This window comes from Streptomyces sp. NPDC002580 (genome assembly GCF_042889485.1).
In the GTDB taxonomy this organism is placed as follows: Bacteria; Actinomycetota; Actinomycetes; order Streptomycetales; family Streptomycetaceae; genus Streptomyces.
The window spans coordinates 15,483-38,992 of record NZ_JBIAQZ010000024.1 but is presented as its reverse complement, the minus strand read 5'-3'; the positions used below and the strand labels follow the sequence as shown (position 1 = coordinate 38,992).

Annotated in this window: 18 protein-coding genes; 10 read left to right on the top strand and 8 right to left on the bottom strand. The window is 69.3% G+C overall.

All coding sequences use genetic code 11. From position 1 onward, the window contains the following. Window positions 1-251: 251 nt before the first annotated feature. On the bottom strand, window positions 252-1,019 hold the full coding sequence (locus ACFYW7_RS38135) for a transposase (protein ID WP_389511145.1): 768 nt from the start codon (window positions 1,017-1,019) through the stop codon (window positions 252-254). A 56-nt stretch (window positions 1,020-1,075) separates the two neighbouring features. Between ACFYW7_RS38135 and ACFYW7_RS38130 the strand changes: the two genes are divergently transcribed. Further along, window positions 1,076-1,786, top strand: coding sequence for a hypothetical protein (locus ACFYW7_RS38130; protein ID WP_389511143.1), 711 nt, complete (start codon window positions 1,076-1,078; stop codon window positions 1,784-1,786). A 161-nt stretch (window positions 1,787-1,947) separates the two neighbouring features. On the opposite strand, the gene ACFYW7_RS38125 is transcribed toward ACFYW7_RS38130, so the two are convergent. Then, on the bottom strand, window positions 1,948-2,763 hold the full coding sequence (locus ACFYW7_RS38125) for a hypothetical protein (RefSeq protein ID WP_389511141.1): 816 nt from the start codon (window positions 2,761-2,763) through the stop codon (window positions 1,948-1,950). A gap of 266 nt (window positions 2,764-3,029) precedes the next feature. Here ACFYW7_RS38125 and ACFYW7_RS38120 point away from each other — a divergent pair, with 266 nt between their 5' ends. Both ACFYW7_RS38120 and ACFYW7_RS38115 read left to right on the top strand, forming a co-directional pair. Next, window positions 3,030-3,152 carry a DUF397 domain-containing protein gene (locus tag ACFYW7_RS38120; RefSeq protein WP_389511139.1) on the top strand — a complete coding sequence of 41 codons (123 nt, stop codon included), beginning with the start codon at window positions 3,030-3,032 and terminating at the stop codon, window positions 3,150-3,152. Between the two features lie 76 nt (window positions 3,153-3,228). After that, window positions 3,229-4,473 (top strand): SUKH-4 family immunity protein, encoded by a 1,245-nt coding sequence (locus tag ACFYW7_RS38115; protein WP_389511137.1) that lies wholly within the window; start codon window positions 3,229-3,231, stop codon window positions 4,471-4,473. A 72-nt stretch (window positions 4,474-4,545) separates the two neighbouring features. On the opposite strand, the gene ACFYW7_RS38110 is transcribed toward ACFYW7_RS38115, so the two are convergent. Continuing rightward, on the bottom strand, window positions 4,546-6,930 hold the full coding sequence (locus tag ACFYW7_RS38110) for a bifunctional serine/threonine-protein kinase/ABC transporter substrate-binding protein (RefSeq protein WP_389511135.1): 2,385 nt from the start codon (window positions 6,928-6,930) through the stop codon (window positions 4,546-4,548). 396 nt (window positions 6,931-7,326) lie between these two features. Continuing rightward, entirely contained in the window at window positions 7,327-8,706 is a 1,380-nt protein-coding gene (locus ACFYW7_RS38105) for an FG-GAP and VCBS repeat-containing protein (protein ID WP_389511133.1), read from the bottom strand. 648 nt (window positions 8,707-9,354) lie between these two features. Between ACFYW7_RS38105 and ACFYW7_RS38100 the strand changes: the two genes are divergently transcribed. Together ACFYW7_RS38100 and ACFYW7_RS38095 are read left to right on the top strand one after the other, a co-directional pair. After that, a complete protein-coding gene (locus ACFYW7_RS38100) occupies window positions 9,355-9,831 on the top strand; it encodes a hypothetical protein (protein ID WP_389511130.1) in 477 nt (158 codons plus the stop codon). Then, a complete protein-coding gene (locus ACFYW7_RS38095) occupies window positions 9,828-12,446 on the top strand; it encodes a substrate-binding domain-containing protein (protein ID WP_389511128.1) in 2,619 nt (872 codons plus the stop codon). The genes ACFYW7_RS38100 and ACFYW7_RS38095 overlap by 4 nt, the downstream gene beginning before the upstream one ends. Before the next feature lie 256 nt (window positions 12,447-12,702). On the opposite strand, the gene ACFYW7_RS38090 is transcribed toward ACFYW7_RS38095, so the two are convergent. After that, a complete protein-coding gene (locus tag ACFYW7_RS38090; protein ID WP_389511126.1) occupies window positions 12,703-13,386 on the bottom strand; it encodes a DUF4232 domain-containing protein in 684 nt (227 codons plus the stop codon). Between the two features lie 514 nt (window positions 13,387-13,900). On the opposite strand from ACFYW7_RS38090, the gene ACFYW7_RS38085 reads away from it, so the two are divergent. Continuing rightward, entirely contained in the window at window positions 13,901-14,797 is an 897-nt protein-coding gene (locus ACFYW7_RS38085) for a S8 family peptidase (protein WP_389511124.1), read from the top strand. Between the two features lie 640 nt (window positions 14,798-15,437). After that, a complete protein-coding gene (locus ACFYW7_RS38080) occupies window positions 15,438-16,241 on the top strand; it encodes an SDR family NAD(P)-dependent oxidoreductase (RefSeq protein WP_389511122.1) in 804 nt (267 codons plus the stop codon). Between the two features lie 370 nt (window positions 16,242-16,611). Here the strand turns inward: ACFYW7_RS38080 and ACFYW7_RS38075 are convergent, their stop codons facing one another. Together ACFYW7_RS38075 and ACFYW7_RS38070 are read right to left on the bottom strand one after the other, a co-directional pair. Next, window positions 16,612-17,418 (bottom strand): maleylpyruvate isomerase family mycothiol-dependent enzyme, encoded by an 807-nt coding sequence (locus ACFYW7_RS38075; protein ID WP_389511120.1) that lies wholly within the window; start codon window positions 17,416-17,418, stop codon window positions 16,612-16,614. A 45-nt stretch (window positions 17,419-17,463) separates the two neighbouring features. Then, complete coding sequence (locus ACFYW7_RS38070) at window positions 17,464-18,972, bottom strand: MFS transporter (protein WP_389511118.1); 1,509 nt, start codon at window positions 18,970-18,972, stop codon at window positions 17,464-17,466. 176 nt (window positions 18,973-19,148) lie between these two features. Between ACFYW7_RS38070 and ACFYW7_RS38065 the strand changes: the two genes are divergently transcribed. Beyond that, on the top strand, window positions 19,149-19,559 hold the full coding sequence (locus ACFYW7_RS38065; protein ID WP_389511147.1) for a MarR family winged helix-turn-helix transcriptional regulator: 411 nt from the start codon (window positions 19,149-19,151) through the stop codon (window positions 19,557-19,559). A 352-nt stretch (window positions 19,560-19,911) separates the two neighbouring features. Here the strand turns inward: ACFYW7_RS38065 and ACFYW7_RS38060 are convergent, their stop codons facing one another. After that, the gene (locus ACFYW7_RS38060; protein WP_389511116.1) at window positions 19,912-21,030 is read right to left on the bottom strand and encodes an FAD-dependent oxidoreductase; all 1,119 of its coding nucleotides are present in this window, start codon (window positions 21,028-21,030) and stop codon (window positions 19,912-19,914) included. Between the two features lie 193 nt (window positions 21,031-21,223). On the opposite strand from ACFYW7_RS38060, the gene ACFYW7_RS38055 reads away from it, so the two are divergent. Together ACFYW7_RS38055 and ACFYW7_RS38050 are read left to right on the top strand one after the other, a co-directional pair. Beyond that, window positions 21,224-21,916: a TetR/AcrR family transcriptional regulator gene (locus tag ACFYW7_RS38055; RefSeq protein ID WP_389511114.1), complete on the top strand. Its 693-nt coding sequence runs from the start codon at window positions 21,224-21,226 to the stop codon at window positions 21,914-21,916. Window positions 21,917-22,087: 171 nt separating this feature from the next. Further along, entirely contained in the window at window positions 22,088-22,996 is a 909-nt protein-coding gene (locus ACFYW7_RS38050; RefSeq protein WP_389511112.1) for a hypothetical protein, read from the top strand. Window positions 22,997-23,510: the final 514 nt, after the last annotated feature.

Here is a 23,510-nt window from a genome sequence, read left to right as displayed (position 1 = left end):
GGGGACCCTGTGGGAGAGTAGGACGCCGCCGAACAAATTTTGAAGAAAACCCCCGTACCGGGAATCCGGTACGGGGGTTTTCTGCGTTTAGGGTCCATTTTTTTACGCCCCGTTCCCTCTTCTAATGCCAGAAGGGGACTGCGACGCGGGCCCGGTCGCAGATCCGTCGGCCATGAGCTCCCTTAGGGCTGTCCCGTAATCGATCTTCGATTCGATGCAGACGTGGGTCGGTCGCGAGAATGATTGCTCGCCTACCCGGCGAGAGTGAGGTTGTAGAGACGGGCGATGCCGAGCATGGCGTGGTGGACACCGTCGCCTTTGAGGCGACAGTCACGGAGGATCTTCCAGGTCTTCATGCGGGCAAAGACGTGCTCCACGCGGGCGCAGACCTGTTTGTGAGACTTGTTGTGTGCTTCTCTCCAGCCGGGCAGTTCCTCGCCTGCGCGGCGGCGGTGGGGCATGACGAGCCCGGTGCCTGGATATCCGCCGTCAGCGATCGTCATAGTGGCGCCGACGGCGCTTTTGGCTCCGGACTCTTCCCATGCCTTGCAGTCGTTGCGGTTGCCGGGAAGCGGCCGACCGACCACGATGACCAGGCGGCTGTCGGCGTCGATGACAACTTGGTGGTTGGTGGAGTATCGGTAGTTCTTCGACTGCTCGGCAATCTCATGGTCACGGGTCGGGACAAGGGTGCCGTCGACGATGAGCACGGTGTCTTTCGCGAAGCGTCGCCTGGGTTTCAGCGCGAGAAGCGGACCGATCTGACCGATGATGCGGTCGGCTGCCGGCTTCGAGGTTCCGAACAGCGGGGCGAGTTGGCGCAGTGTCAAGTTCGTGCGCCAGTAGGCCGCAACGAGCAGGAGACGGTCCTCCAAGGGGAGTCCCCACGGTCGGCCCCGTCGCACCACTGCAGCGTCCTGGCATCGGAGCACGGTCGGCAGCTTCCCAAACTGGCGATGGCTCAACCCGGTGAATGGGTATATCCAGGATGGTTCGGACGCCGTGATCACACCAGTCATAGCCAGACCTTCCCACCCACGATCAGCAGTCACAGGGCAGCCCTTAGGGTGAGCGGATGGTCGGACGAGATGTGGGGAAGATTCGGGCGGCGCTGCCTGCTCACGCGGTCGAGGTCGGGTCCGATCCGCTGGACCGACCGACGCGGAACTCTGTTGGCGGCTGGCCCTTCCTCGACGACACGCAGCAGTGGCCCTCGTGTTTCTGCGGGGAGCAGATGGCCCTGTTCTTCCAGCTCGACGTGCCCCTGGACCTGGGGCCTTTTGGCGGAGACCATCTACTGGTCTTCCACTGCCATGCGCACAATGACGCGTCCGAACCCGAGATTGCTGATGGCCGGCTCGTGCCCGAGTATTGGGACGCTCCGCAACTGCCCTACCCGCGTCCGTTCTGGCGTGTCCTGCTCCAGCAGCACGCGGTGCTTCCAACTGTGGAGCCCGAACCGTCCGTATGCGCACTGCCGCTGACGCTTCAGCCCTTCGTGGACATCCCCAACCCACGCGGGCGCGGAGCCCAGACGTTCAAGGTGGGCGGCACGCCCTCCTGGGCGCAGGATCCCGAGTACTACAAGTGCGTGTGCGGCGCCGATCTGGAATACCTCTGCCAGGTTCCGGAAGGCATGGAATTTGCGGTCCATCCTGGCCAACCAGAGCAGTCCTACAGCGTTGGGGCCGACACCTACGGGCTGTTTCTTGGCAACGAGGTCTACCTGCTGGCGTGCCCGGCCCACTGCGATCCGGCGGCGGTCTGGCCAGTGAACCAGAACTGAGTCCTCGGCATCACCGGCCTGCACAATCCCGTCCGCGCCCCCATGACGAACACGTCAGCGCACGTTCCGTAGATCGATTACGGGACAGCCCTTTGCCGCAGGAGGCAAGATCCCCCCACAAGCGCACCAACGACCGACCTGGCCAGCAGTTCATGGCAGTACTAGCCCGTGGAGGCGGCGGTGTCGGCGTGCCGGGCCTCCATCGAGGCGATCACCCGCTGTCGGGCCAGTTTCCGGGCCGTCTTGAGCTTTCCGTCGACCAGCAGGAGGGGTACGTACCAGAGCCAGCCCCACACGCTGTAGGAAACCGTGCCGCTCAGCACCAGCGCCTTGTTGGTGACGAGGGCCAGCGTGAACGTGGCGACGTAGGCGGCTACCCGATGACGGACCAGGAGTCGCATCGGGGCTCGCCAAGGACCGGCCAGCAACTCCAGTGCGGCTGCCACCTCGGCGGCCCGCAGGTCCTCAGGATGGGCGGGCGACTGGCTGCCTCGCTCCAGTGCTTCCGCGACGTCGGCGCTGTGGGACGCGAGGGCCGCTCGATCGGCGCGAACGGTGGCCGTCCGCTCCCGCATGTCCTGCCAGTAGCCTCGCCCGGCCCAGCCGAGCGCGTCCTCCACCCGTGCCGCCTCAGGCGACCCCGCCGGAGCCAGGACGGCGATCCGCTCCTTGAGCATGACCGCCCGGCCGCTGCGTCCGGGGTAGGTCCACGCGTCGGCCCGAAGGCACAACTCCAGGTAGGAGACGAGCAGTCCGAGGTCCTCGGGACTCTCTGCGAGCCCGGCCTCGTAGGCCTTCTCCGCCTCGGTGTCGTGGTCGTCCTCGTCCTCCGCCGCGTGTGCCAAACCGAGCCATCGGTAGAGCACGGGGTCGTGCCCGAGTTCCTCCAGACCGGCCTCGGCCAGCTTCCGAACCTGCGTGAACCCGCCCACCGCGAAGAGCTCCTCGCAGCGGTCGGCGTACTCGTCGCGCGTCATACTTCCCACCCCAGTCGATCAATAGGGCCACTCTCAGCCAAACGAACTCGCTGGTCAAGGCACATCAGGGGCTGTCCCGTCACTGCTCCCGGACCAACTCCGTTGTCGCAGCTGGTCTTTGTCCGAGGCGCAGCCATTCATAGGGTCTGCCTCGATGGCACAGAGGACGTCCCTGGCCTCCTCCGGTGTGCGTGGCCGGCGGTAGACGTACTCGGTGAAGTACAGGCCGCCGTAGTGGATATGACGCGGGCTTCGAGACACAGGTGATGATCCGGGACTCCCACCGCACTCCCGGCACGATCCTCACCTTCCCGCCGACGTCCTGGCAGCACTTCGTCGAGCAACTCATCGGCTCGCTCCCCACCGCCCCTTTCGTCCGCGGCTCCTGAGCATCCGGGGCCGCGACCGCCTGCCCGGTACGTCCCCGCAGGCGGTGATGTCCGTGACGGCTGGCAGCATGTCCGTATGACTCGCGACGATCTTGAGACGCTGTTCGCCTCCCCCGCGGCCCTGCTCGCCGCGGATCCTGCGGTTCTCACGGACCTGCCCGCCGCGGGCGGTGGAGCGGGCCGCGAAGCCTACGCCCAGGCACTCACGATCCTCGACGGAGTCGCGGTACCGCGGGCGGAGTTCGCCTCGTGGCTGCACTTCGGAGCGAAGGTCCTGGGCCACGACGCCTACGCGGCCCTGGTCGCCGAAGCCGAGCCGGGCATGCCCTGGCGAACCGTCTGGGCCTGGTGGCGGCCGGTCGGCGCCTACCGGGCCGAGCCGAACCTGAGCGGCGACTCCGACGTGGAGGTCCAGGAAGCGCCGGACGGCCGGCTCCTGCTGAAGCTGTGGTCGCAGTTGACCCCGGAGCGCTGGCTCGATCCGGCCACCGGCGAACGGGTCCCCGCCCCGGCCGACGGCGAGTTCGCCGAGCGGCCCTACGACGCGCCCGTCGTGGGCCCCGTCCTGTTCGACCCGGACGACGACCACGGCCTCCACCAGCCCGAGACCTGGGAGGAGCCGGCACCGCTCGGAGAAGACCGCGTCATGTTCTTCGAGTCGCGCGGTGTCGTGGTCCTGGAGCGCAACAGCACCTCTGCCGACGGGGCGGCGGGATCCGAAGCCGTCTCCTGGGGCGAGGGCGGGCCGTGGTTCAGCGGGCCGACGGCAGCCGAAACCCCTCTGAGCGCCGCCCGGTTGGAGGAGGCCTTCGGCAGGGACGGGATGGTGTCGCTGACACAGGAGCAGCTGCCCGTGGCGCTGACGCACGGACCCACGCGGGAGTTGGCCGTCACCGCGGGACTGCCGACGTGGTTCGCCGCGGGAGTCGCCACGTTCACCTTGGCCTGGAACGACGGGAAGGCGCACGGGCTGGAGACCGACGAGAACGGTCTGTTGCACCTGGGCACGTTCCAGCTGGCGTACGCCGACACCGGTCGGGTACTCGTCCACCCCACGACCGGTGCGGTGTCGATGGTCCGCAACGGCCGGGACCCGTTCCCCTTCGCCCGGGACACCGAGACTCTCGTGCGACTGATGGAGGCCGTGTACCGGTTCATGGGAGCCTGCTGGAATCCGTACGCGGGCGAGCTCGGCGAGCGGGACTTCCTGGCCGAAGTCGCCGCACTCGAACCGCTCTCGGTCGACGGGGAGACGCCCGCGGGGGAAGTCTGGGGGCACCTGTTCGCGGCGATCGTCGAACTCAGCCCATGGGGCTTCTGACCAGTGACAGCCCCGAGCGGAACGGCCGTGGTCGCTCCGCTGGAGGCATTTCGGTACGTCGGCAGGCGGGCGTCAAGGAGTCACGGGGCCGCTGGTCACGGCGGTCCAGCGGCCGGCGGCCACCGAGTACACCGTCAGGCGTCGATTTCGGGTGTCGCCGTACTCGTCGAACGTGACGCGTCCGGTGACACCGTCGAAGGCGAGCCGCGCCACGGCTCGTGACATCTTCGCGCGGGCGTCCCCGGGGAGGGTGCCCCCGTTGGCCGTCACCAGGGACTTCACGGCTTCGATGAGACTCCAGGTCGCGTCATAGGCGTACGGCCCGTACCAGCCGGACCCCTCCGTGTACCCGGCCTTGCGGTAACGGGCGAGGAAGTTCGCCCCGCCCACGTGCTCCTCGGCGGGTACGCCGATGTTGACGGCGAGGTCGCCGTCGGCCTTCGGGCCGGACGTGAGGAACGCGTCGGTGAAGATGCCGTCGCCGCCCATCAGGGGGATACCGTCCGCGGTCCGCTTGAGCTGAGCCGAGAGCGGCCCGGCGGTGTCGTAGTAGCCGCCGAAGTACACGGCGTCGGCGCCCGAAGCCCGGATCCTCGCGGCGAGGCCGGAGAACTCGGCCTGCTCGGGATCGACCTGCGCCGTGCCGACCACGGTCCCGCCGAGCTTCTCGTACGCGGCCGTGAACGTGGCGGTGAGACCGGTGCCGTAGACGCTCTTGTCGTCGACGACGTACAGCTTGCTCTTCCCGGCTTCGCTGTGGAGGTATCGGGCGGCGAACGGCCCCTGGTCCACGTCCGTGGTGATGGTGCGGAAGTACGTGCCGTGCGGACGGGACTTGGTGCCCGCGGCCCAGTCGGGGCCGAGCGTCAGCGCGGGGTCGGTGTTGCCCGGTGAGATGTTGACCAGGTCCGCCTGGGCCAGGGGTTCCGCCATGGTCCGCGCCACGCTGGAGTTCAACGGTCCGACGACGCCCAGCATCTGAGAGTCGGACACGAAGCGGGTCGCGTTGGGCGCGCCCTTGGTGGGGTCGGAGGCGTCGTCCAGGGTCTTGAGCGCGAACTTCACGCCGGGCACGTACCCCTTCTCGTTCGCGGTTCTGACCGCCAGGTCGGCGGAGTTGCGGATGCCGAGACCCATCGAGGACAGTCCACCGCTGAGCGGTGCGTCCACCCCGAGCGTCACCGTCACGGCGGACGCCGCGCCGCCGTTGCCGGAGGCTCCGCCGCCACCTGTCCTGTCCTTGCCCGACAAGGTCCAGGTGAGGACGGAACCGGCCGCGAGCGTGGCCAGTGTCGTGGCCAGGACCACGGAGCGCCGGGTGAGGGCGCGGGCCCGGACCGACCTCTGCCCGTCGGCCTCCACCGCGGCCGTCGTCCCCAGCGAGATCAGGTCCTCGGTCGGGGGGACGGGCGGGGGTACCCGCGGCGGGTCGGTCGGCTGCTTCGGGAGGGGGCGCCGGGCATCGGCCGGGGAGGCCTCGGAGTCCAGGACCGTGGGCTCATGGGGTTCCTGCGGCGCCGGGGGAGTGGCGGGCACCGGGGGCTGGGCCGGCTCCGTCGAGGCGTCCGGGGCGGGATCGCGTGAGGGCTCCGCCCCCGAATCCTGTTCGGCGGGCGCGTCGTCCGGGGCCGGGAGGGAGCGCAGTACCGAAGCCAGCAGCCCGGCCGCCTCGGCGGCGCCCACCCGCTGCTCCGGATCCTTGGTGAGCAGCGCATCGAGTACGGGCGCGAGCGGTCCGGCGTGGACCGGCGGCCGGTACGGGCGGGTGAAGACGGCCACGGCCAGGGCATGGAGCCCGTCCGCCTCGAACGGCGGCTGTCCCTCGACGGCGTGGTACAGGGTCGCGCCGAGCGACCACAGGTCGTTGGCGGGCGTGGGGCGCTTGCCGTCCAGCTGCTCCGGGGGCATGTACTGCGGCGTGCCGATGACGATCCCGCTGTGGCTCAGCTTGGTCGTGGCGTCGGCGAGGTGCGCGATGCCGAAGTCGGTGAGGACGACCCTGTCCTTGGTCAGGAGCACGTTGTCCGGCTTGATGTCGCGGTGGACGATCCGCGCCTCGTGCGCCTCGGCGAGCGCGTCGAGCACGGCGGCACCGATCTCCGCCACCCGCCGCACGGGCAGACGGCCCTGCCCGTGGATGGCGGACGCCAGGGACTGCCCTCGGACGAACTCCATGACGATCACGGGAGCCCCGTCGTGCTCCACGACGTCATGGATCGTGATGATCCCGGGGTGGCTGAGAATGACCGCAGCGCGGGCCTCGGCATGGAAGCGCTTGAGCAGCGTGGCGCGGTCGCTCTCCTCCATCCCCGGCGGGAAGAGGATCTCCTTGACGGCCACCTCGCGTCCGAAGAGTTGCTGGTCCAGGCCACGCCAGACCCGGCCCATACCGCCTTGGCCGATGCGTTCGACCAGCTGGTAGCGGCCGGCGATGAGTTCGGAGTTGTGCTCGGTCACGCGCACACTCTAGGTCCTGTTGAGCTGTTCAGGTGGGGGGAAGCGTGGCTTGATCGTGTACTCGAGGATGAGGGTGGGGCAAGTGAGTCATAGGGGGCGAAGCCGGCCTGCGACGTGGCCGCCCGCGGCGCCGAACGTCGCGTCGTGGGCCGGTGGGTCCGCTGCCCGTTCCCCGTGTCGCCCGTACGTGAAGTCGGCGGTCGTGGGTGCGGGCAGCGGCGCTCGCCGTGTCCTGTCTTCGGAACGTGGCAGTGCGCCGAGCTGCCGACACGACAGCTCACGGCCCGGGGACCGCCGGTGAGCTGCTCGGTGAGGGGTGAGGTTGGTGCTCGGCTCGGCCGCTCCTTCCCGCGCTTCCTTCCCACAGCCTCGGCGCGGATCGCCGGGCCGTGCGCTTCAGCGGGCGAGCTTGGAGCCGAAGTGGGCTTCGTCCCCGGGCAGCTTGAGGGTGGAAGGGGTGAACGTCGCGATGTTCTTCGTGACCGGGCCGTTCTTCGAACCGCGCAGGACCCAGGCGGCGCCCGAGTCGGTCTGCGGGGCGTCCTCCCAGGGGGCGGTGACGATCAGGTCCGCGCGGTTGTTGGCATTGACGTCGGCGAGCAGGACCTCGTCACCGAAGTAGTCGTCCCGCTCCGAGGCGCCGGGGACACCGGAGGTGGACTGCGAGAACGCGAGTGCTCCGTTGCCTGTCGGGCCCTTCGGTCCGCCCTTCAGCAGGACGACGCTGCCCGCGGCCCGGGTGCTGCCGATGGCCTCTCCCGGCACACCGACCGCGAGATCCGGGTAGCCGTCCCCGGTGACGTCGCCCGCGGCCAGCGCGCGGCCGAACTGGTCCCCGGCCTCGTTGACGCCGGGAACCCCGGCCGTGTTCTGCGTGATCGTCGTCGTCCGGGCGGAGAGTCCGGACCGCGAGCCGTAGCGGATCTCGACGGTACCGGGGCGGGTGCCGATCTCCTCGTGGCTCGTACCGAACTTGAAGGTGGCGAAGTCACCGTAGCCGTCGCGGTCGAAGTCGGCGATCACTCCCTCCGAGGACGGGGTGAACGATCCGGGAACGCGCGTCACGGAGTTGTCGCGGCCGCCTTTCCAGAGTCGGGTGGGGTGCCCCGCGTCCTCGAAGCCGTGAGTGGTGACGATGTCGTCGGCTCCGTCTCCGGTCACATCGCCCACGATGAAGTCGTAGCGGCTGTCCTCCTCCTCGTCGAAGGGGACGACCGTGCTGGCCGCGGCCTCGCCGGTGCGGCTGATGGGGCCGAACTCCACGCCCACCAGACCGGTGCCGACGACCAGGTCGGCGTGTCCGTCACCGTTGATGTCCCCGGCGGCCAGAGGACCGCTGCGCGGGTCCAGCGAGAGGGCGACGCCGTCCTTGAGACCGGCCTTGGATCCCCACAGGACGGTCGTCGGCCCGTTGTCGGACCCGAGGGCGAGATCGGTGTAGCCGTCGCCGTCGAAGTCGCGGGCGGCGCTCGTGCGGCCGAAGGCGTCGTAGTCCACCACGTCACCGGGGACGCCGGCGGACGCCCTGCTGATGATGCGGGCGTGCGCGGTGTCGACCCCGGCGGATGACCCGTACAGGACGGTGACGTACCCCGCGTCGTCCCGGCCGTCCACGGTCGCGGCGGGCGCCGCGACCGCGAGGTCGGCGTAGCCGTCGGCGTTGAAGTCCGTGACGGGTCCGGATACGGCGGGAGCGGCTCCGGCCGGGCCGGCCGCGGACACCGGCCCGATCGCGAGGGCGGCCACGGCGACAGCGATAGACAGGGAACGGCGCACGGACGAGCCTCCGGAAACAACGGGCAAACGGGGGAGCAACTGATGACTACAAGACACGCCAGCATGCCTCGGGGTTGTACGCGCCGTCCGCCGAATCGTGTGAGGCCTGACACGGTCGTCACACTTCGGCGATCACTCCCGTGAGCCTTCTGTCCGCGTCCGGTGTCGTGCCGGGCGCACCTGTCGGCAAGCCCGGCCACTCCCGCTCCGCACCGCGGTGCCGACCGGGCACTGCTTCGACGGCCCACGTGCCGGTCGTGACCTCGCTTCCGCTGGGTGCACGCCGGGCTGCTCCGGCCTTCCGCCGGCCGAGGGTCAGGCGGGCCGATCCGGGGGGCGACTGTGGTGCCGACGACGGAACGCGAGGGCGCCCAAATGCTTGGGGAGGGCGCGGGAGCATACCCGATCCGGCCACCGGCGCAGAAATCGTCACCGGCGGAGTGGAATCGTCTTGGCAGCGCGGTGAATTGAACCGCGAGGTGCCGCACTCGATGCCAGAACAGTGAATGAGAGCCGAATGTGCCAGTTCTCGGAAATTTTGTGATCGGTATCGATCGTTTACTTAGGGTTGTGGAGTGAATCCCCTTGCAATGGAAACGTGCCGTGCGGGGCGGTCGATATCTCCGTTCTCCTGGAGGCGCGGGATTCATGGCCGCTTGGACCGTATTCGTGTCCGCGGCCGACGCGGACCGTATCTTGGTGCGACGTCAACTGTCCTGGGGGGATATCTTGTTGGTCCGGCTCGAAGTGTCGTCAGAAGACCCTGTGCCGATCTTGGAGTTTCATCATTGGCTGCGTCTGGATCCGGATGCGCGACGCTTCGCCGATCCGAAATTGGTGGCTCCGGACGCGCCCGAGGGCGCCATGGGTACGGTCGATGTCATCGATCTTGTCCTGAGCCAGGGCTTTTCCGCGGCCAGTCTCGCGCTGGCTTATGCGTCCTGGCGCAACGTGCGGCCCGCGGCGCCGTCCATCACGATCAGCCGTGACGGCGGATCCATCGTCGTGACGGACGCGTCCGAGGAAACCGTGCGGCGCATCGTCGAACACCTCAGTGCCGGCGACGGCACGAGGGAGGGCGCTCGGAGCGGGGACAGCGGCCGGTCGGGAGAGGGGGATCGATGAGGCAGCCCGACCCGGCGAAGTCGCGTGTCGTCATCGTCGGCGTGTCCGCGTACACGCAGCTGAAGCCGTTGCCCGCGGTGGCGAACAGTACGTACGACCTCGCCGCTCTGCTGAGCGACAAGGATCTGTGGGGGGTGCGCCAACCGGATCACTGCCGTGTCCTGCTCAACCCGGCCACCCCCGCGACGGTCCTGGACGCTGTCCGCGAAGCGGCCGCCGAAGCGGAAGAGGCCCTCGTGGTCTGTTTCGCGGGCCATGGACTGGTCTCCCGGCACGGGAAACTCGTTCTCGCCCTCCCCACCGCGAGTCCCGGCAAGTTGGAACTGTCCCTGGACTACGACGACGTACGCAACGTGGTGGAGACGGAGTCCACGGCCGATCACAAGGTCGTGATCCTGGACTGCTGCTACAGCGGGCTGGCCATGGGACCGACCCACCTGGGCGATGGCCACGCCGAGGCTAATCGGGCGGCGATCCCCGGGGCCTATCTCCTGACGTCGTCCCGTCCGACCCAGCAGTCGTGGGCTCCCGACGGGGAGAGGTACCCGGCGTTCAGCGGCGCGCTCATCGGTGCCATCACGGAGGGCGTCTCGTACGGCGGGGCCCTGCTCGAGATGGACACGCTGTTCCTGAACCTCGTCGAGAGGCTCCGCGAGAAGGAGTGCCCCCTTCCGCAGGCCATGGCCCTCCACGGCGGCCAGCGCATCGCCTTGGTCCGCAACCGCAATCCCGCGCCCCCGCCCCCGTCTCGACGCGTTGTGACAACGACCCCGCCACCTCGCGGACGGAGGGTGCCTCTTGCCGTCACGGCCACCGTGGTGGTCGCTTCGGCCGTCACCGCGATGCTCTGGCCGAAGCAGGAGCCGGTGACCGTGGACACCCTGCCGACGTGCACACAACCGCACCCCGTAGAGATCCACCTCGCGGCCTCGGCCGACCTCTACGGGCAACTCGACCAGGCCGCGAAGGAGTTCAAGGCCCGCCAGAGCGGGAGTCACTGCTTCCGCATCGCCGTGGACAACCAGAACTCCGGCACCACCATGCGGGCCCTGGCCGACGGCTGGCCCGCGGGCGGTGGGCCGCGGCCCGACATCTGGTCTCCGGCGGGCAGGATCTGGCTGCTCCTCGCCAAGCAGAAGGCGAACGCCACGACCAGGAAGCTCTTCCCCGACAAGGATCCGAAGCCGATCGTCACCAGCCCTCTCGTGATCGCTATGCCGGAACCGATGGCCAAATCCCTTGGATGGCCCGAACGGAAAATCGGTTGGCGCACCCTAGCCGATGCCGCGAAGAACTCCAAGACGTTCTGGGCCTCCCACAAAAGACCCGAGTGGGGGGAATTCAAACTCGGCAAGACCCACCCCGGCTACTCCACGTCGGGCCTCAACGCGACCCTGGCCACAGCCGTCGTCGCGAACGGCATGAGTGCCAAACTCACCGCCTCGGACGTCACTTCGCACGCCGTCGAATCCCTCGTGAGCGACACGGAGAGCGCGGTTGTCCACTACGGGGACACCACACTGACGTTCATGCAGAACCTGCGTCGTGCGGACGACGCCACCACCTCGGCCAACCCGGACGCGGCCCTGCACTACATCTCCGCCGTCACCGTCGAGGAACAAGCCGTTGTCGCCTACAACATGGGCTATCCCTGCGGCACGTTCAGCACCGAAGCAGGCTGTGAGAAGCGCCCCACGCTCCCGCACACACGCCTGGTCGCCCTCTATCCCAGCGACGGAATTCTGTACTCCGATCACCCCTTCATCGAACTGAACGGAATGTCCCAGGAGAAGAAGGCCGTCGCCGACGCCTTTGCCGCCCACCTGCGAACCGCCGAGGCGCAGAAGGAATTCAATCCGCTCGGCTTCCGAACCTGGGAGGAGCAGCCCACCCCTCTGCTCACGCCGGCTCACGGCGCGCTGCAGAACCCACCCATCAAGCGACTGCCGCTGCCGGAACCCGCAGCGCTCGGCACCCTTCTGGACGTCTGGCCGAAGCTTCGCAGGCGGGCGCACGTCTCCCTCCTCATCGACACATCCGGCTCGATGGGCCAACACGTCACGGGTGCGGACAGTCCCAGCAAGATGAACCTGCTGAAGCAGTCCGCGCCCCAGCTCTTCGGTCCGGGCGGTTTCGCCGACAGGGACCAGGTCGGCCTCTGGGAGTTCTCCGACACCGTCAAGAACAAGGTTCCGATGGGGCCGATGAGCGGCAACTGGGAGGGGACCGCACGCCGTAAGGCCCTCGCGGTGGCCTTCGCCGGACTCAGGCCGGACGGGGCGACCGCCCTGTACAAGTGCATCGGCGACGCGGTCGGCCGGCTGAGGGCCGACTACGACCCTTCGGCCATCAACGCGGTCGTCGTCCTCACCGACGGCCGCAACGAACCCAAGGACGTCAAGGGCCTGGACACCCTGCTGAGCAGCCTCAAAGACCACCGGAAACCCGTCCGGGTGTTCACCATCGCCTACGGCGACGGTGCCGACGAGCAAGTGACCGCGGACAAGACCGTTCTCGAGGACATCGCGGAAGCGAGCGACGCACACGCCTACGACGCCAAGGACCGCCCAGCCGACATCGCCGAGATCCTCGCCAACGTCATCTCCAATTTCTAGCGTCCTGCGCGGGAAGGCCGCCCTGCCCAGGCTCGTCAACAGTCTCAAGGGCGTCAGCTCCCGCATACCGCGCCAGGAGTTCCCCGACCCCGTCCGCCGCCACCACCGGGCCAACAGGCTGTGGTCCGGCTCCTGCTCCGCCAGCTTCGCCGGCGGAGCACCGCTGCCGATCGTCCGCACGGCGCCTGCCCTGGCACGGTGCAGCCCTGCGGATGCCTGCGCTCGAGGGGGCGGCCGTCCGGCCAGGGCGGAGTGATCAGTAGGTGAGCGCGTCCTCGGCCGTGCCGAAGAAACTGGTGACCTGGCCGTCGTTGACCGTGACGGGGCCGTCGTTGATCGGCACGGTCGTCGGGCTCTCGGAGGGGGTGAGCGCGACCTCCACCTTGTCGGCGCTCTTGCCGCCCGCGGTGTCGGCGCGGGAGAACAGGATCCCGGCGTAGGCGCTCTCGCCGACTTCCAGAATCCAGTCCTTGCCGGAGGGGCCCATGTGCTCGGCGGCGCCGTCGAGCCCCGGAATCGTGATCACCAGCTCGTTGGCCGACAGCAGACAGGGGTCGCTGCCCTTGTTGGACGCGGCCAGCAAAGCGTGGTTGACGGGCCTGGAGGCGACAGTGACCTTGTAGCTCAGGTCGGTCGTCTCGCACATGCCCACACCACCGTCCTGACCGTCCTCGGATCCGGACCCGGACCCGGACTTCGACGGCGCCGGGGCGCTGGGGCTGTCGGAGGGGCTCCCGCTGTCGCCGCTCCCGTCACTGGATCTGGTCGGCGAGGGCGTGGCGGTGCCCTTGCCCGGCGCCTTGACGGACGGACTCGCCGACGAGCCCGGGGCGGACGTGTCGTTGTCGGCGTCGCCGTTGCACGCGGTCAGCGCCAGGACGCCGAGCGAGAGAGCGGCGAGTGCGGCGGTGGTACGGCGCGAACGAGCTGCGTAAGCCATTGGAAACCCCCGTGAGTTGGAACGTTCCGGTGATCCTGCCTCATGAGAGACGTGCTTCCGCCTGCTCATACGGAGAAGGAGCCGTCTTCGGACAGCGTTGTGACACTGTCACAGACAACGGCGCTGGTGCCTTGGTGCCGGACAAGGCCCTGTTCGGCGCGGCCGGCGGGTCACGGCGTGGCCGGGAGGGCGCGCACCGACGCACTCCCGCACCGCCTGGAACCGGCCGCCCACTGTGGTCGTCTTGTGCGCTGACTCCGTAGGAAGCACGAACGTGGGGGACGCCGTGACGCGGTACGTGACGAAGGCCGGTCTTCTGGTGGTGGCCGTGGTGACGGTTCTCGGGGCCACGGCCTGCGGCGGGGAGAGTGGCACGGCGGCCGCGGGGACCGGCGGAACGCTCCCTGTGCACGGGAAGGGTGACTCCCCGGCGCCCGTCGGGGACGGGGCGTCGACCGGCTCGGCGCCGACAGCTGTCGGCGCTACGGGGAAGTCGTCAGGGAGCACGCAGACCATGGCATCACCCACTACCCGGCACGTGCCGTGGAACCTGGACATCCTGGACCAGCGGTCGCGGCCGCTGAATGGGACGTTCACCGCCACCGCCAAGGGCAAGGGTGTTCACGTCTATGTGATCGACACCGGGATGGACATCGCCCACAAGGAGTTCGGTGGACGCGCCCGCCTCGGCGCCGACTTCGTGGGCCCGAAGGACTCCGGTGACTGCTTCAGCGAGGGAGGGAGCGGGCACGGCACGTTTGTCGCGGGCATCATCGGCGGGTCCAGATACGGGGTGGCACCCAAGGCTGAGCTCGTACGGGTCCAGGGCGTCCTGTGCGAGAGCGAGGGCGGCGGTTCCTCGGCGGCGGCCGAGGCGGCTGTGGTGAAGTCGGTCAAGTGGGTCACCCGGCACGCGCGGAAACCTGCGGTGGTGAACATGTCGCTCAACCTCGCCCACCGGTCGCCGGCGGTGGAATCGGCCGTGAAGACGATGGTCGACGCGGGGATCCCGACGGTGGTGTCGGCCGGCAACTTCCATGACGACGCCTGCAAGCACTCCCCGGCCGGGGTCGCCGGCACGATCGTCGTGGCGGCTTCCACCTCGAACGACCGCGTGTGGAGCGACGGCGGCTCCTACGGATCGGGCTACGGACGGTGCGTGGACCTGTACGCCCCCGGCCAGAAGGTGACCGCGGCCCTCGCCGGCGGCGGTACGACCACGGAGAACGACGGCGCGACGTCCTGGGCCGCGCCACATGCGACCGGCGTGATCGCGCTGTACCTGTCGGCACATCCACATGCCACGGCTCACGAGGTCCACGTCTGGCTCGACCGCACGGCCACCCGCGGTGTCGTGCGCGGCGTTCGCTCCGACACCCCCAACAGGCTGCTCAACACAGGCGGCCTCTGAGCAGAACCGGTCGGCTCCAGCCGCGCTGCCTCCGTGGAGCCGTCCGGGAGCCGACGTCGTGTGTCCACGACCTGGTCGACCAGGTGCGACCTGCTCCGGTGTGCCCGCCGTCTCACACCGGCGCTGAACACCGCCGGGCGGCATGCCCGAGCCGATCCGGGGCCAGGACATGGTCGTGGGGGCAGGGCCTGCTGGTGTGCGAGCGGCGGGCGCAGTTCGGGAGGGTCGTCGGCGAGCCGACGGCAGGAGCGGCTCGCGAGTGAGTCGTCGGCCTGACTCGGGGGTGCGGGGCCCGCGCCCCGCAGGCGCCTGCTCTCAGCTGACGGCGGCGGACTTCGTCGACCCCCCTACTGTTGCGCAACAAAAGGTTGCGCGATGGCGGTGTGAATACTAGAGTTAAGAGCAACCGATGGTTGCATATTGGGGGTCCGCGATGGAGCTCGGAGAACCGCGGAGCGAGAGATCCGCGTCGCCGCAGCACCGACGCTCGTGGCCGACGTGCTGAATCGCCGTCTGCGAGACCTCCGGTGACCGACCGGCAGACGGCCGGACGAGATCTCCGGCGACCTCCGCGACCAGCGTCGGTGCGCCGCCGACGTCGTGTCGTGAACCGATCACCTTGGAGGACACCATGAGCGGAATGCTGCTCGGCGACAAGAACGCCGTGATCTACGGAGGCGGGGGCGCCATCGGCGGCGCGATCGCGCGGGTCTTCGCCCGGGAGGGCGCGAAGGTCTTCATCGCAGGGCGGACGCAGGCGAGGCTCGACGCCGTGGCGCGGGACATCGCCGCCGAGGGTGGGAAGGTCGAGACGGCACAAGTCGACGTTTTCGACCAAGAGGCGGTCGACAAGCACGCCGCCGCGGTCGCGGCGACGGCCGGTGGCATCGACATCGCTCTCAACGCCGTGAGTGTCATGCACGACCAGGGGACGGTGCTGGCGGACCTTTCGCTGGAGGAGTTCATGCGGCCGGTCGACGGTTTTCTGCGGACGCTGTTCATCACGAGCAAGGCCGTGGCACAGCACATGGGTCACCGGCGTCCTGGCGTCATCCTGACGTTGTCCGAACCGGGTTCCAAGCTGGCCGTCGGCGGCATCTTGGGGCACAGCGTGAGCGCGGCCGGCAAGGAGGCCTTCTCACGGGTTCTGGCCGCGGAGCTCGCACCCGGCAACATCCGGGTGATCTGCATCCGCCCACACGCTGTGGTCGACGCGCCCGCGGCGGGTTCCTACACCAAGGATCTGTTCGAACCGATCGCGGCAGCGGCCGGGCAGTCGGTCCAGGAAATGCTCGAAGGTGGAGGCATGGTGCAGGGGACGCTTCTGAAGAGGCTGCCTACGCTCTCCGAAATCGCGGAGACGGCCGCGTTCCTGGCTTCGGACCGGGCCGGCGCCATGACCGGCACCGTCGCCAACCTGTCCGGTGGCGCACTGATCGACTGAACCTGCCGCGCCGGAGCGGCCGGTAGGGGTGATCTGCCTCGTTCGTACGTCCCGGGTGTTCGACGGGTGCAGCCGAACGCCCGGGACGTGGGCGGCGCCCGCGGCGTCGTCGACGCGGGCTTCCCGCCGGTCTCGACCGCGAGCAACGCGATCGCCGCGCTCGGGGCTACGACGGTGAGCGTGCCCCGAGCGACGAGACGATGTTCGCCGCCCGGCGCATCGCGGCTTCCGTCGACGTGACCGTCGCCGTTGAGATGGCGGTCCCCGTCGACGCCGAAGCCGGCGATGGGCGACGCTGGAGGAAGCGGTCGAACTACCGCCGACCTCGAATCGCCCCGGCGGCCGAACACGGTCGCCGGGGCGAGGAGCTTCAGAACGCGGAGTTGGCGAACCAGTGGCCCAGGAGCTGCTCGTCGCCTTCCTGCACGAAGGCCCCTGTGGTGTGGGGGAGGCGGCCGTAGAGGAGCAGGAGCAGATCGGCCGCGGTTCCCCGGACGGTCGCGTCCGCGATGTGGGCGGTGTCCGCACCGGGGCGGGTCGGATCGAGCCCGAAGCCGTCCGGCCGCAAGCGGACGAGCCAGGCATCGTCGCCGTCGGTCGTGCGGAAGCCGATGGTCCGGTCGGGGCCGCGCAGGTCGGCCACGTCGGGGGCGAAGAAGGTGGCGAACGGCAGATTGACGAGGAACTCGTCGATCCCGTCGACCGCGACCGCCCGGTCGATGGCGGGTTCGAGGCCGAGTGCGATTTCGGCGTCGGTCCGGTGCAGCAGTGTCTCGAAGAGCATCCGGCGTGCCCAGAAACGCGCGTGCCGGTCGGCACCCCACGCCCACATCGGCAGGTCGGGGTCGGTGGTGGCGAAGGCGTCCGCAGCCACGGTCGCACTCTCGTGCAGCCACTGGACGTATCCGTCTTCCTGGTCCGGGAGCCGCAGATCCACGTCACGCGTGCGCGGGCGCTCCTGGACGCGGGCCCGCAGGAGTGACGAGAACCAGCGCTGGGCGCCGCCCGTGTGCTTGACCAGGTCGGCCAGTGTCCAGCCGGGGCAGCCGGGCACCGGTGTGGTCAGGTCGGCGTTCCTGACCGCGGCGACGAACCGGGCGGTCTCCACCCCGACCGCCGTGGGGTGGTCGACCGGGGCGGGGGAGCGGCCGTGGTCGGGGTGCTCCGAGATCGTCATGGATGAGCTGCCTTTCGGAGTGGGTACGAGGAAACGCGTCGGCGATCAGACGAGCTCGGCGTCGGCTTCCGCTTGGGCCGGCGGGCTCGTCCCGGAATCTGTGGCCTTGCTCGGAGCTGTCGTGCGAGGCGCGTGGACCGCCTTGATTCCGAACAGGGCGACGGCCACGACCAGGAGGAACGCCACTCCCGCGATCACGAAGCTCACCGTGAACTGGCTCTCCTGCGGCAGTGCGGGCATCCCCTTCGGCGGCGGAATGGTCTTGGACGCCAGCAGCGAGGTGATCACCGCGCTCGCGACCGCGCTGCCGACCGAGCGGGAGATGGAGTTGATGCCGTTGGCGACGCCGGTCTGGTGGGGCGGAACGCTGGCGACGATGAGCGCGGGCATGGAGGCGTAACCGAAGCTGATCGCCAGACCGATGACCATGCCCGCGCCGATCACCGAGGCGGGGGTGTCGTGCGCGGCGCTCAGCCAGGTGAAGCCGAGCACTCCGAAGCAGGCGCCGGCGGCCAGCGTGCCGCGCGCGCCGAGCCGGCGCACCAGAACGCCGCCGAGCTGGGCGCCCACGAGCGAGACGAGGGTGGTCGGCAGCAGGTACACGACGGAGGCTCGCAGCACGGAGGCGCCGAAGCCGTAGCCGACGACGTCCTCGGGCATCTGCACGAGGTAGGAGACGCCGATGAACTGGGCGAACATCGCGAAGCCCAGCAGCAGCCCGGCCAGGTTGGTGAAGAGGACGGGACGATGGGCGAACATCTTCATGTCCACCATCGGTTCCTTGACCCGTCGCTCGATGACGACCCACCCGAGGGCCGCCACGACCGCGCCGGCGAAGGCGCCGAGCGTGCGGGCGGAGGTCCATCCCCATGCGTGGCCCTGCGAGATGGGCACCAGGAGCAGGACCAGCAGCACCGCCAGGACGACCGCGCCGAGCCAGTCCGTCCGCCCTCCGGTCTTGGAGCGGGAGGCGGGCACCGCGAACAGCACGCCGGCCAACGCCAGCACCGCGAGGACCACGGCGAGCCAGAAGACCCGGTGGTAGTCGGGAGAGGAGCCGCGGGTCAGCAGCCCCGCGCCGACGAGCGCGAGCCCGCTGCCGAACGCGAGGGTGCCACTGACCAGGGCCATGGCGCCGTGCAGCTTCTCCGGCCGAATCTCCTCGCGCAGGATGGAGAGGGCGAGCGGGAAGATCGCGGTCGCCGCTCCCTGCATCACCCTGCCGATGATCAGCCAGGTCAGCGAGGTCGTGGTGGCGGCGAGCACCGAGCCCGCGATCATCACGATCAGTACGCCCACGAGGGTCGGCTTCTTGCCGTGCTGGTCGCCGAACCGTCCGAGCAGCGGGGTGAAGACGGCGGCCGACAGGAGCGTGGCCGTGGTCACCCAGCTCACGTTCGCCGTCGTGGTGTCGAGGTCGTTCTGGATGATCCCCAGGATCGGTACGACCAGGGTCTGCATCATCGAGACGACCATGGCGGCGAGCCCGAGCACCAGGACGACCGCGGTGTCGCCTGCGGGCTGTCGGGTGACCGTGTGCTGTTGGTGGGACACGGAGTGTCTTTCCTGTCTTGAGAGCCGGTGGAGCCGAAGGAAGTACTTGAGGACATCGATGCTTGATGACTTCAAGCAATGGCGTGACCGTAGCCATCAATATTTGAGATCGTCAAGTTTCCTGGCGTAGAGTGAAGAACGTGACCGGAACTCCCCGCAGTGACACGGCCCAGCTCATGGAGCTGCTTTCGGTATCCCTGGCTGCCTACTACGGCGACTTCACGGTCGCCGCTGCGAGCGAGAACCTCACCGCCAGCCAGGGCAAGACGCTCAACGTGCTGCGCCGGGGACCCGCCTCCATGAGCGCGCTGGCCACCACGCTGACCTGTGACGCCTCGAACATGACCGGGATCATCGACCGGCTGGAGAAGCGTGCCTTGGTACGCCGTGAACCCAGGCCCTCCGATCGCAGAGTCAAGGACGTCGTCCTGACCGAGGAGGGCGAGCGGGTCATCGACGTCATCCGCGGCAAGATGCACACCACCCAAGCCGGGCTGGACAGACTCGACGAGCGGGAGCGGGACACCTTGTACGCCCTGCTGGAGCGCGCCTTCACCTCGCCCCAGGACACTGCCGTCCGATCCTGAGGGGTCGTCGTCGGCTGTTGCCTCGCGGCGATTGCCGGACTGCCGGTGGTGCGGGGTTTCCTTCCCCCGCGCTCCGGGAGTCAGCTCGCTCGTCGCGGTCCCGGAGTCCGGGCCCCCGCCTCTTGAGCCGCGGTGCGCATGGCCTCGCTGAGGGCGCGTAGGTACGGCGGCGATGCTGGAGTCCCTCTGCATGCGAGCCAGGTGTTCCATCTCTGGAGGTGTGCCCGGCGATCTCCGTTCGGCACGCGAGCGCTACGGCCTTGGCGGGCGGCAGGTCAGTACCGAGCTCGGCCGGCGGTACCCACAGGAGGGCGACGCCCTCGGCCGCTGCCGCCGTTCTCGTGTTCGGCGATCAGGACGGCTGGACCTGGTCGAACAGGGCGACAGCTTGTGCGGGGTCCGGGCTGACGAGGCGTTCCAGGCCGGTCGTCGTGATCTTCGCCCACCTGTTGGCCCGTGCCCACATCACTTCCTCGAAGGCGCGGACGGCCGTGTCCGGATCTCCGGGCCCGGTGGCGACGGCCTCGGCGAGTTCGGCGCCCTCCAGCATGGCGAGGTTCGCGCCCGCCCCCAAGGGGGGCATCAGATGGGCGGCGTCGCCCAGCAGCGTCACGCCGGGTACGTGGGTCCAGGTGTGGGACACGGGCAGGACGTAGAGAGGGCGGTGGACGAAGGCGGTGACGCGGCGGAGGGGTTCGAGGACGGGAGCGGCCCAGCCGTCGAAGAGGGCCAGCAGACTCGATCGCACGGCCTCGACATCTGACAGGTCCAGGTTCGAGTGCCAGTCCAGCGGCGCGCGGAACTGGGCGTACACCCTGACGTGGCCGCCGCTGTTGCGCTGTGCGACGAGCGCTCGGTTCACGCCGTACACGGCCATGGAACCGTCGCCGATCAGCCGGGCGAGGTCGGGGTGGCGGGTGTCGATGTCGTCCAGGGAGGCCTCGACCGAGGTGACGCCGGTGTAGTGCGGTGTCACCGACGAGAGCGCGGGGCGAGTCCGGGACCAGGCGCCGTCCGCGCCGACAACGAGGTCGAACGACTCCTGTCGCCCGTCCGTGAAATGGACCAGTACGCCGTCCTGTGTCCCCGGCGTCACCTGCGTGACGCCTCGACCCCACTGGACGTCGACAGGGCCGAGCAGCAGGTCACGGAGTTGCCCGCGGTCGATCTCGGGATTGGCCCGGTCGTCAGCACGGGGTCGCCAGTCGCGCAGGACGGTCCCGTCCGTATCCAGGATGCGCATGGCTTGTCCCTCGGGGCGGGACAGTGCCTGGAACTCCGCCAGCAGCCCGGCCTTGTCCAGCGCGAGCTGACCCAGTCCCGCGTGAAGGTCCAGCGTGCCGCCCGGGGGGCGGGCATCGGGGGCGGGATCGCGTTCGAGGACGGTGACGGGGTGATCGTGGCGGTGCAGGACGCGGGCGAAGGTAAGGCCGGCGGGGCCGGCGCCGACCACGGCGATACGATGTCTCATGTCGATACACTGTATTGCCGCGCTGCGATGGATCGCAACGGTACGGTGTTCCCTTGGCTGCTCCCCCTCCTGAACGAGGGGGACGCGAACACTCGCCGGTCCGCCCAGTCGTCGAATCGGCAGGCCGGCCCTGCTCCGCAGGGGTCCGATTCCTTCCCCGCCCGACAGCTGGGGTATCCACGGAGGCATCCCGATGACCGTATGGGACCGGCCGGAGCCGCCGGCTCGCCCCGTGCCGCTCGACCGGGAGCGGATCGTCGCCGCCGCCGTCGCGCTGGCCGACGAGGGCGGGCTGGAGGCGGTGTCCGTGCGCAAGGTCGCCGCACGGTTGAACGCCGGCCCGATGCGGCTCTACGGATACATCTCCACCAAGGAGGAGCTGTTTGACCTCATGGTGGACGAGGTCCAGGCCGAGATCGTCCCCGAAGAACGACCCGGTGACTGGCGGGAAGCGCTGTACGTCCTCGCCCACCGGACGAGGCAGGCAGCCCTCCGTCACGAATGGCTGGCCGACCTGCTCGGCGGCCGCCCGACCCTGGGCCCCAACGGTCTCGCCGTGGCCGAAGCGACGCTCGCCGCCCTCGACGGCCTCGCCGACGTCGACACCGTCATGCGTGTTGTGGAGACGGTCAGCGCCTACTTCACCGGCGCGATCAGGCGTGAAATCGCGAACCTGCGGGCCGAACGCGCCACAGGCCTGTCCAAGCGCGACTGGCAGCGCGCCTCCGGGCCGTACGTCACGAGAGTGCTGGCCACGGGCCGCTTCCCGGCGCTGGCCAAGGCCGTGCACGACGGCACGGACGTGGACGCCGAGACGTCCTTCGCGACCGGCTTGGACTGGGTCCTCGACGCCGTGGCCCTCAAACTCGCCCGGCCGTCGACGTGACGCTCGGCTCTTGCCGAACGTGAGCGAGGGCGGCACCGGTGTCCACGGGCCGTGCAGGCGGCCCGATCGTCCTGACCTGCCTGACCTGCTGGGCATCGGCGCACTGGCTGCGGTGGGCGTGACACCGCGCGGATGCCCGGTCTTCGGATCACGCCGGTACGCTTCCTCGTCATGTTCACCACAGTGCGTAGATCCCTTCTCGGCGGCGTCGCGCTCGCCGTCCTCCTGGCTGTTGGTACGGGCTGTTCGTCCGACTCCGGCCAGGCCGACGCCAGTTCGAGGGTGCTGGAGGGGCTGGAGACCCTGTCCGACGGCAACGGCGGAAGCCCGGTGACCTATCTCGACGCCGCCAAGGTGCGTGAGCTGAGCGAGCGCGACAAGAGCCGGTTCGGCATCGTCGGCCAGCCGGGAGGAAGCCTGCTGAACGCGTACGAGCCCGGACCGTGGGGGCAGCACCTGAAGGCGACCCAGATCGACACGTCCGTGGACACCAGGAACACGGGCCACTGGGAGGGCTCGTTCGACGTGGCCGCCATCACCACGTCAATGAAGTCCAACGGCTACAAGCGGAGCAAGGGCGATGGTGGAGGGACCTGGGCGCATCCCGGTAGTACGGGGCCGTCGTTCCAGATCTCGAAGAACGAGATCTTCTACTCCGCCCAGGGCGGCGCCACCCCCATGGCGGCCGTCGATCCGAAGGAGGGCGCCTCGCTGGCCGACCGGAAGGACTACCAGCGTGTAGTCGAGTGCTTGGGCGACGTCTACCGTGTCGACTTCAATCCTCCCGCTCCCCAAAAGGCGGTGAGGCTGTCCGCCCTGGGCCAGCAGGCTGACTCCGCGGCCGAGAACATCGAGACGCTCTGCCTCGTGGTCAAGGACGAGGCGACCGCCGGCCGTGTCGCGGCCAAGCTGCGTTCCGTCGTCCGCGCCAAGCCATCGAAGTTCGACGGTGCGAAGGTGACCATCGAGAAGGGCGACCAGCCCTTCGTGCGGGCGGTCGTTCCGGACACCGCCAAACAGCGGCCGGGCCGACTGATGATCTCCGATGTGGATCTGTGGATGGCCGCCGCAGAGCTCTGAACCGCAGACGATGGACACCGGGCAGCAGACCGTCGGGCGGTACACCGGAGCGCGCACCGGTGTACCGCCCGAGCCCACGCAGGTGACTGCGCGCACGGCGTGGCGGTGACCGTCTGCGGCCGAACGGGACGAATCCGCGGCTGTGGAGCCCGGAGCAGGCACTCGGCCCCGGCACTGCTTCGGTGTCGCTCCGCTGGTGCGCAGCCTGCCGGTGTCGTGGAACGACGATGCCTCGGCGGCCCATCGTGAGTTGGCCGCTCGTACGGGGGTGAGTCCCCGCCGTCGATTCCGATGCCGCACGGGCGATGCGGCGGGATCTGACGCCGGGGGAGTGGGCCGGTCCCGTGAGTGGTGAGCGGCTGCGCGCGGTGGTGCCCTCGGTGTCTGCGGTAGTTGTGGCAGGGCGGCCCGGAGGAGACGTTCCCCGTCGTTCACCGCTCGAGGCCTGTCGGCGATTCCGCGCTCGTGGCCGGGATCCCCGCCGGGTCCGCCACCGCCGCCACCGCTACGCCCC

What these genes read in the sequence shown, in the direction of transcription:
- ACFYW7_RS38080 (WP_389511122.1), top strand. Translation starts at nt 15,438, where the DNA reads ATGCTGCTCGGCGACAAGAACGCCGTGATCTACGGAGGCGGGGGCGCC.
- ACFYW7_RS38120 (WP_389511139.1), top strand. Translation starts at nt 3,030, where the DNA reads ATGATCCGGGACTCCCACCGCACTCCCGGCACGATCCTCACCTTCCCG.
- ACFYW7_RS38090 (WP_389511126.1), bottom strand. Translation starts at nt 13,386, where the DNA reads ATGGCTTACGCAGCTCGTTCGCGCCGTACCACCGCCGCACTCGCCGCT.
- ACFYW7_RS38135 (WP_389511145.1), bottom strand. Translation starts at nt 1,019, where the DNA reads ATGACTGGTGTGATCACGGCGTCCGAACCATCCTGGATATACCCATTC.
- ACFYW7_RS38055 (WP_389511114.1), top strand. Translation starts at nt 21,224, where the DNA reads ATGACCGTATGGGACCGGCCGGAGCCGCCGGCTCGCCCCGTGCCGCTC.
- ACFYW7_RS38115 (WP_389511137.1), top strand. Translation starts at nt 3,229, where the DNA reads ATGACTCGCGACGATCTTGAGACGCTGTTCGCCTCCCCCGCGGCCCTG.
- ACFYW7_RS38085 (WP_389511124.1), top strand. Translation starts at nt 13,901, where the DNA reads ATGGCATCACCCACTACCCGGCACGTGCCGTGGAACCTGGACATCCTG.
- ACFYW7_RS38075 (WP_389511120.1), bottom strand. Translation starts at nt 17,418, where the DNA reads ATGACGATCTCGGAGCACCCCGACCACGGCCGCTCCCCCGCCCCGGTC.
- ACFYW7_RS38125 (WP_389511141.1), bottom strand. Translation starts at nt 2,763, where the DNA reads ATGACGCGCGACGAGTACGCCGACCGCTGCGAGGAGCTCTTCGCGGTG.
- ACFYW7_RS38130 (WP_389511143.1), top strand. Translation starts at nt 1,076, where the DNA reads ATGGTCGGACGAGATGTGGGGAAGATTCGGGCGGCGCTGCCTGCTCAC.
- ACFYW7_RS38060 (WP_389511116.1), bottom strand. Translation starts at nt 21,030, where the DNA reads ATGAGACATCGTATCGCCGTGGTCGGCGCCGGCCCCGCCGGCCTTACC.
- ACFYW7_RS38050 (WP_389511112.1), top strand. Translation starts at nt 22,088, where the DNA reads ATGTTCACCACAGTGCGTAGATCCCTTCTCGGCGGCGTCGCGCTCGCC.
- ACFYW7_RS38095 (WP_389511128.1), top strand. Translation starts at nt 9,828, where the DNA reads ATGAGGCAGCCCGACCCGGCGAAGTCGCGTGTCGTCATCGTCGGCGTG.
- ACFYW7_RS38065 (WP_389511147.1), top strand. Translation starts at nt 19,149, where the DNA reads ATGGAGCTGCTTTCGGTATCCCTGGCTGCCTACTACGGCGACTTCACG.
- ACFYW7_RS38100 (WP_389511130.1), top strand. Translation starts at nt 9,355, where the DNA reads ATGGCCGCTTGGACCGTATTCGTGTCCGCGGCCGACGCGGACCGTATC.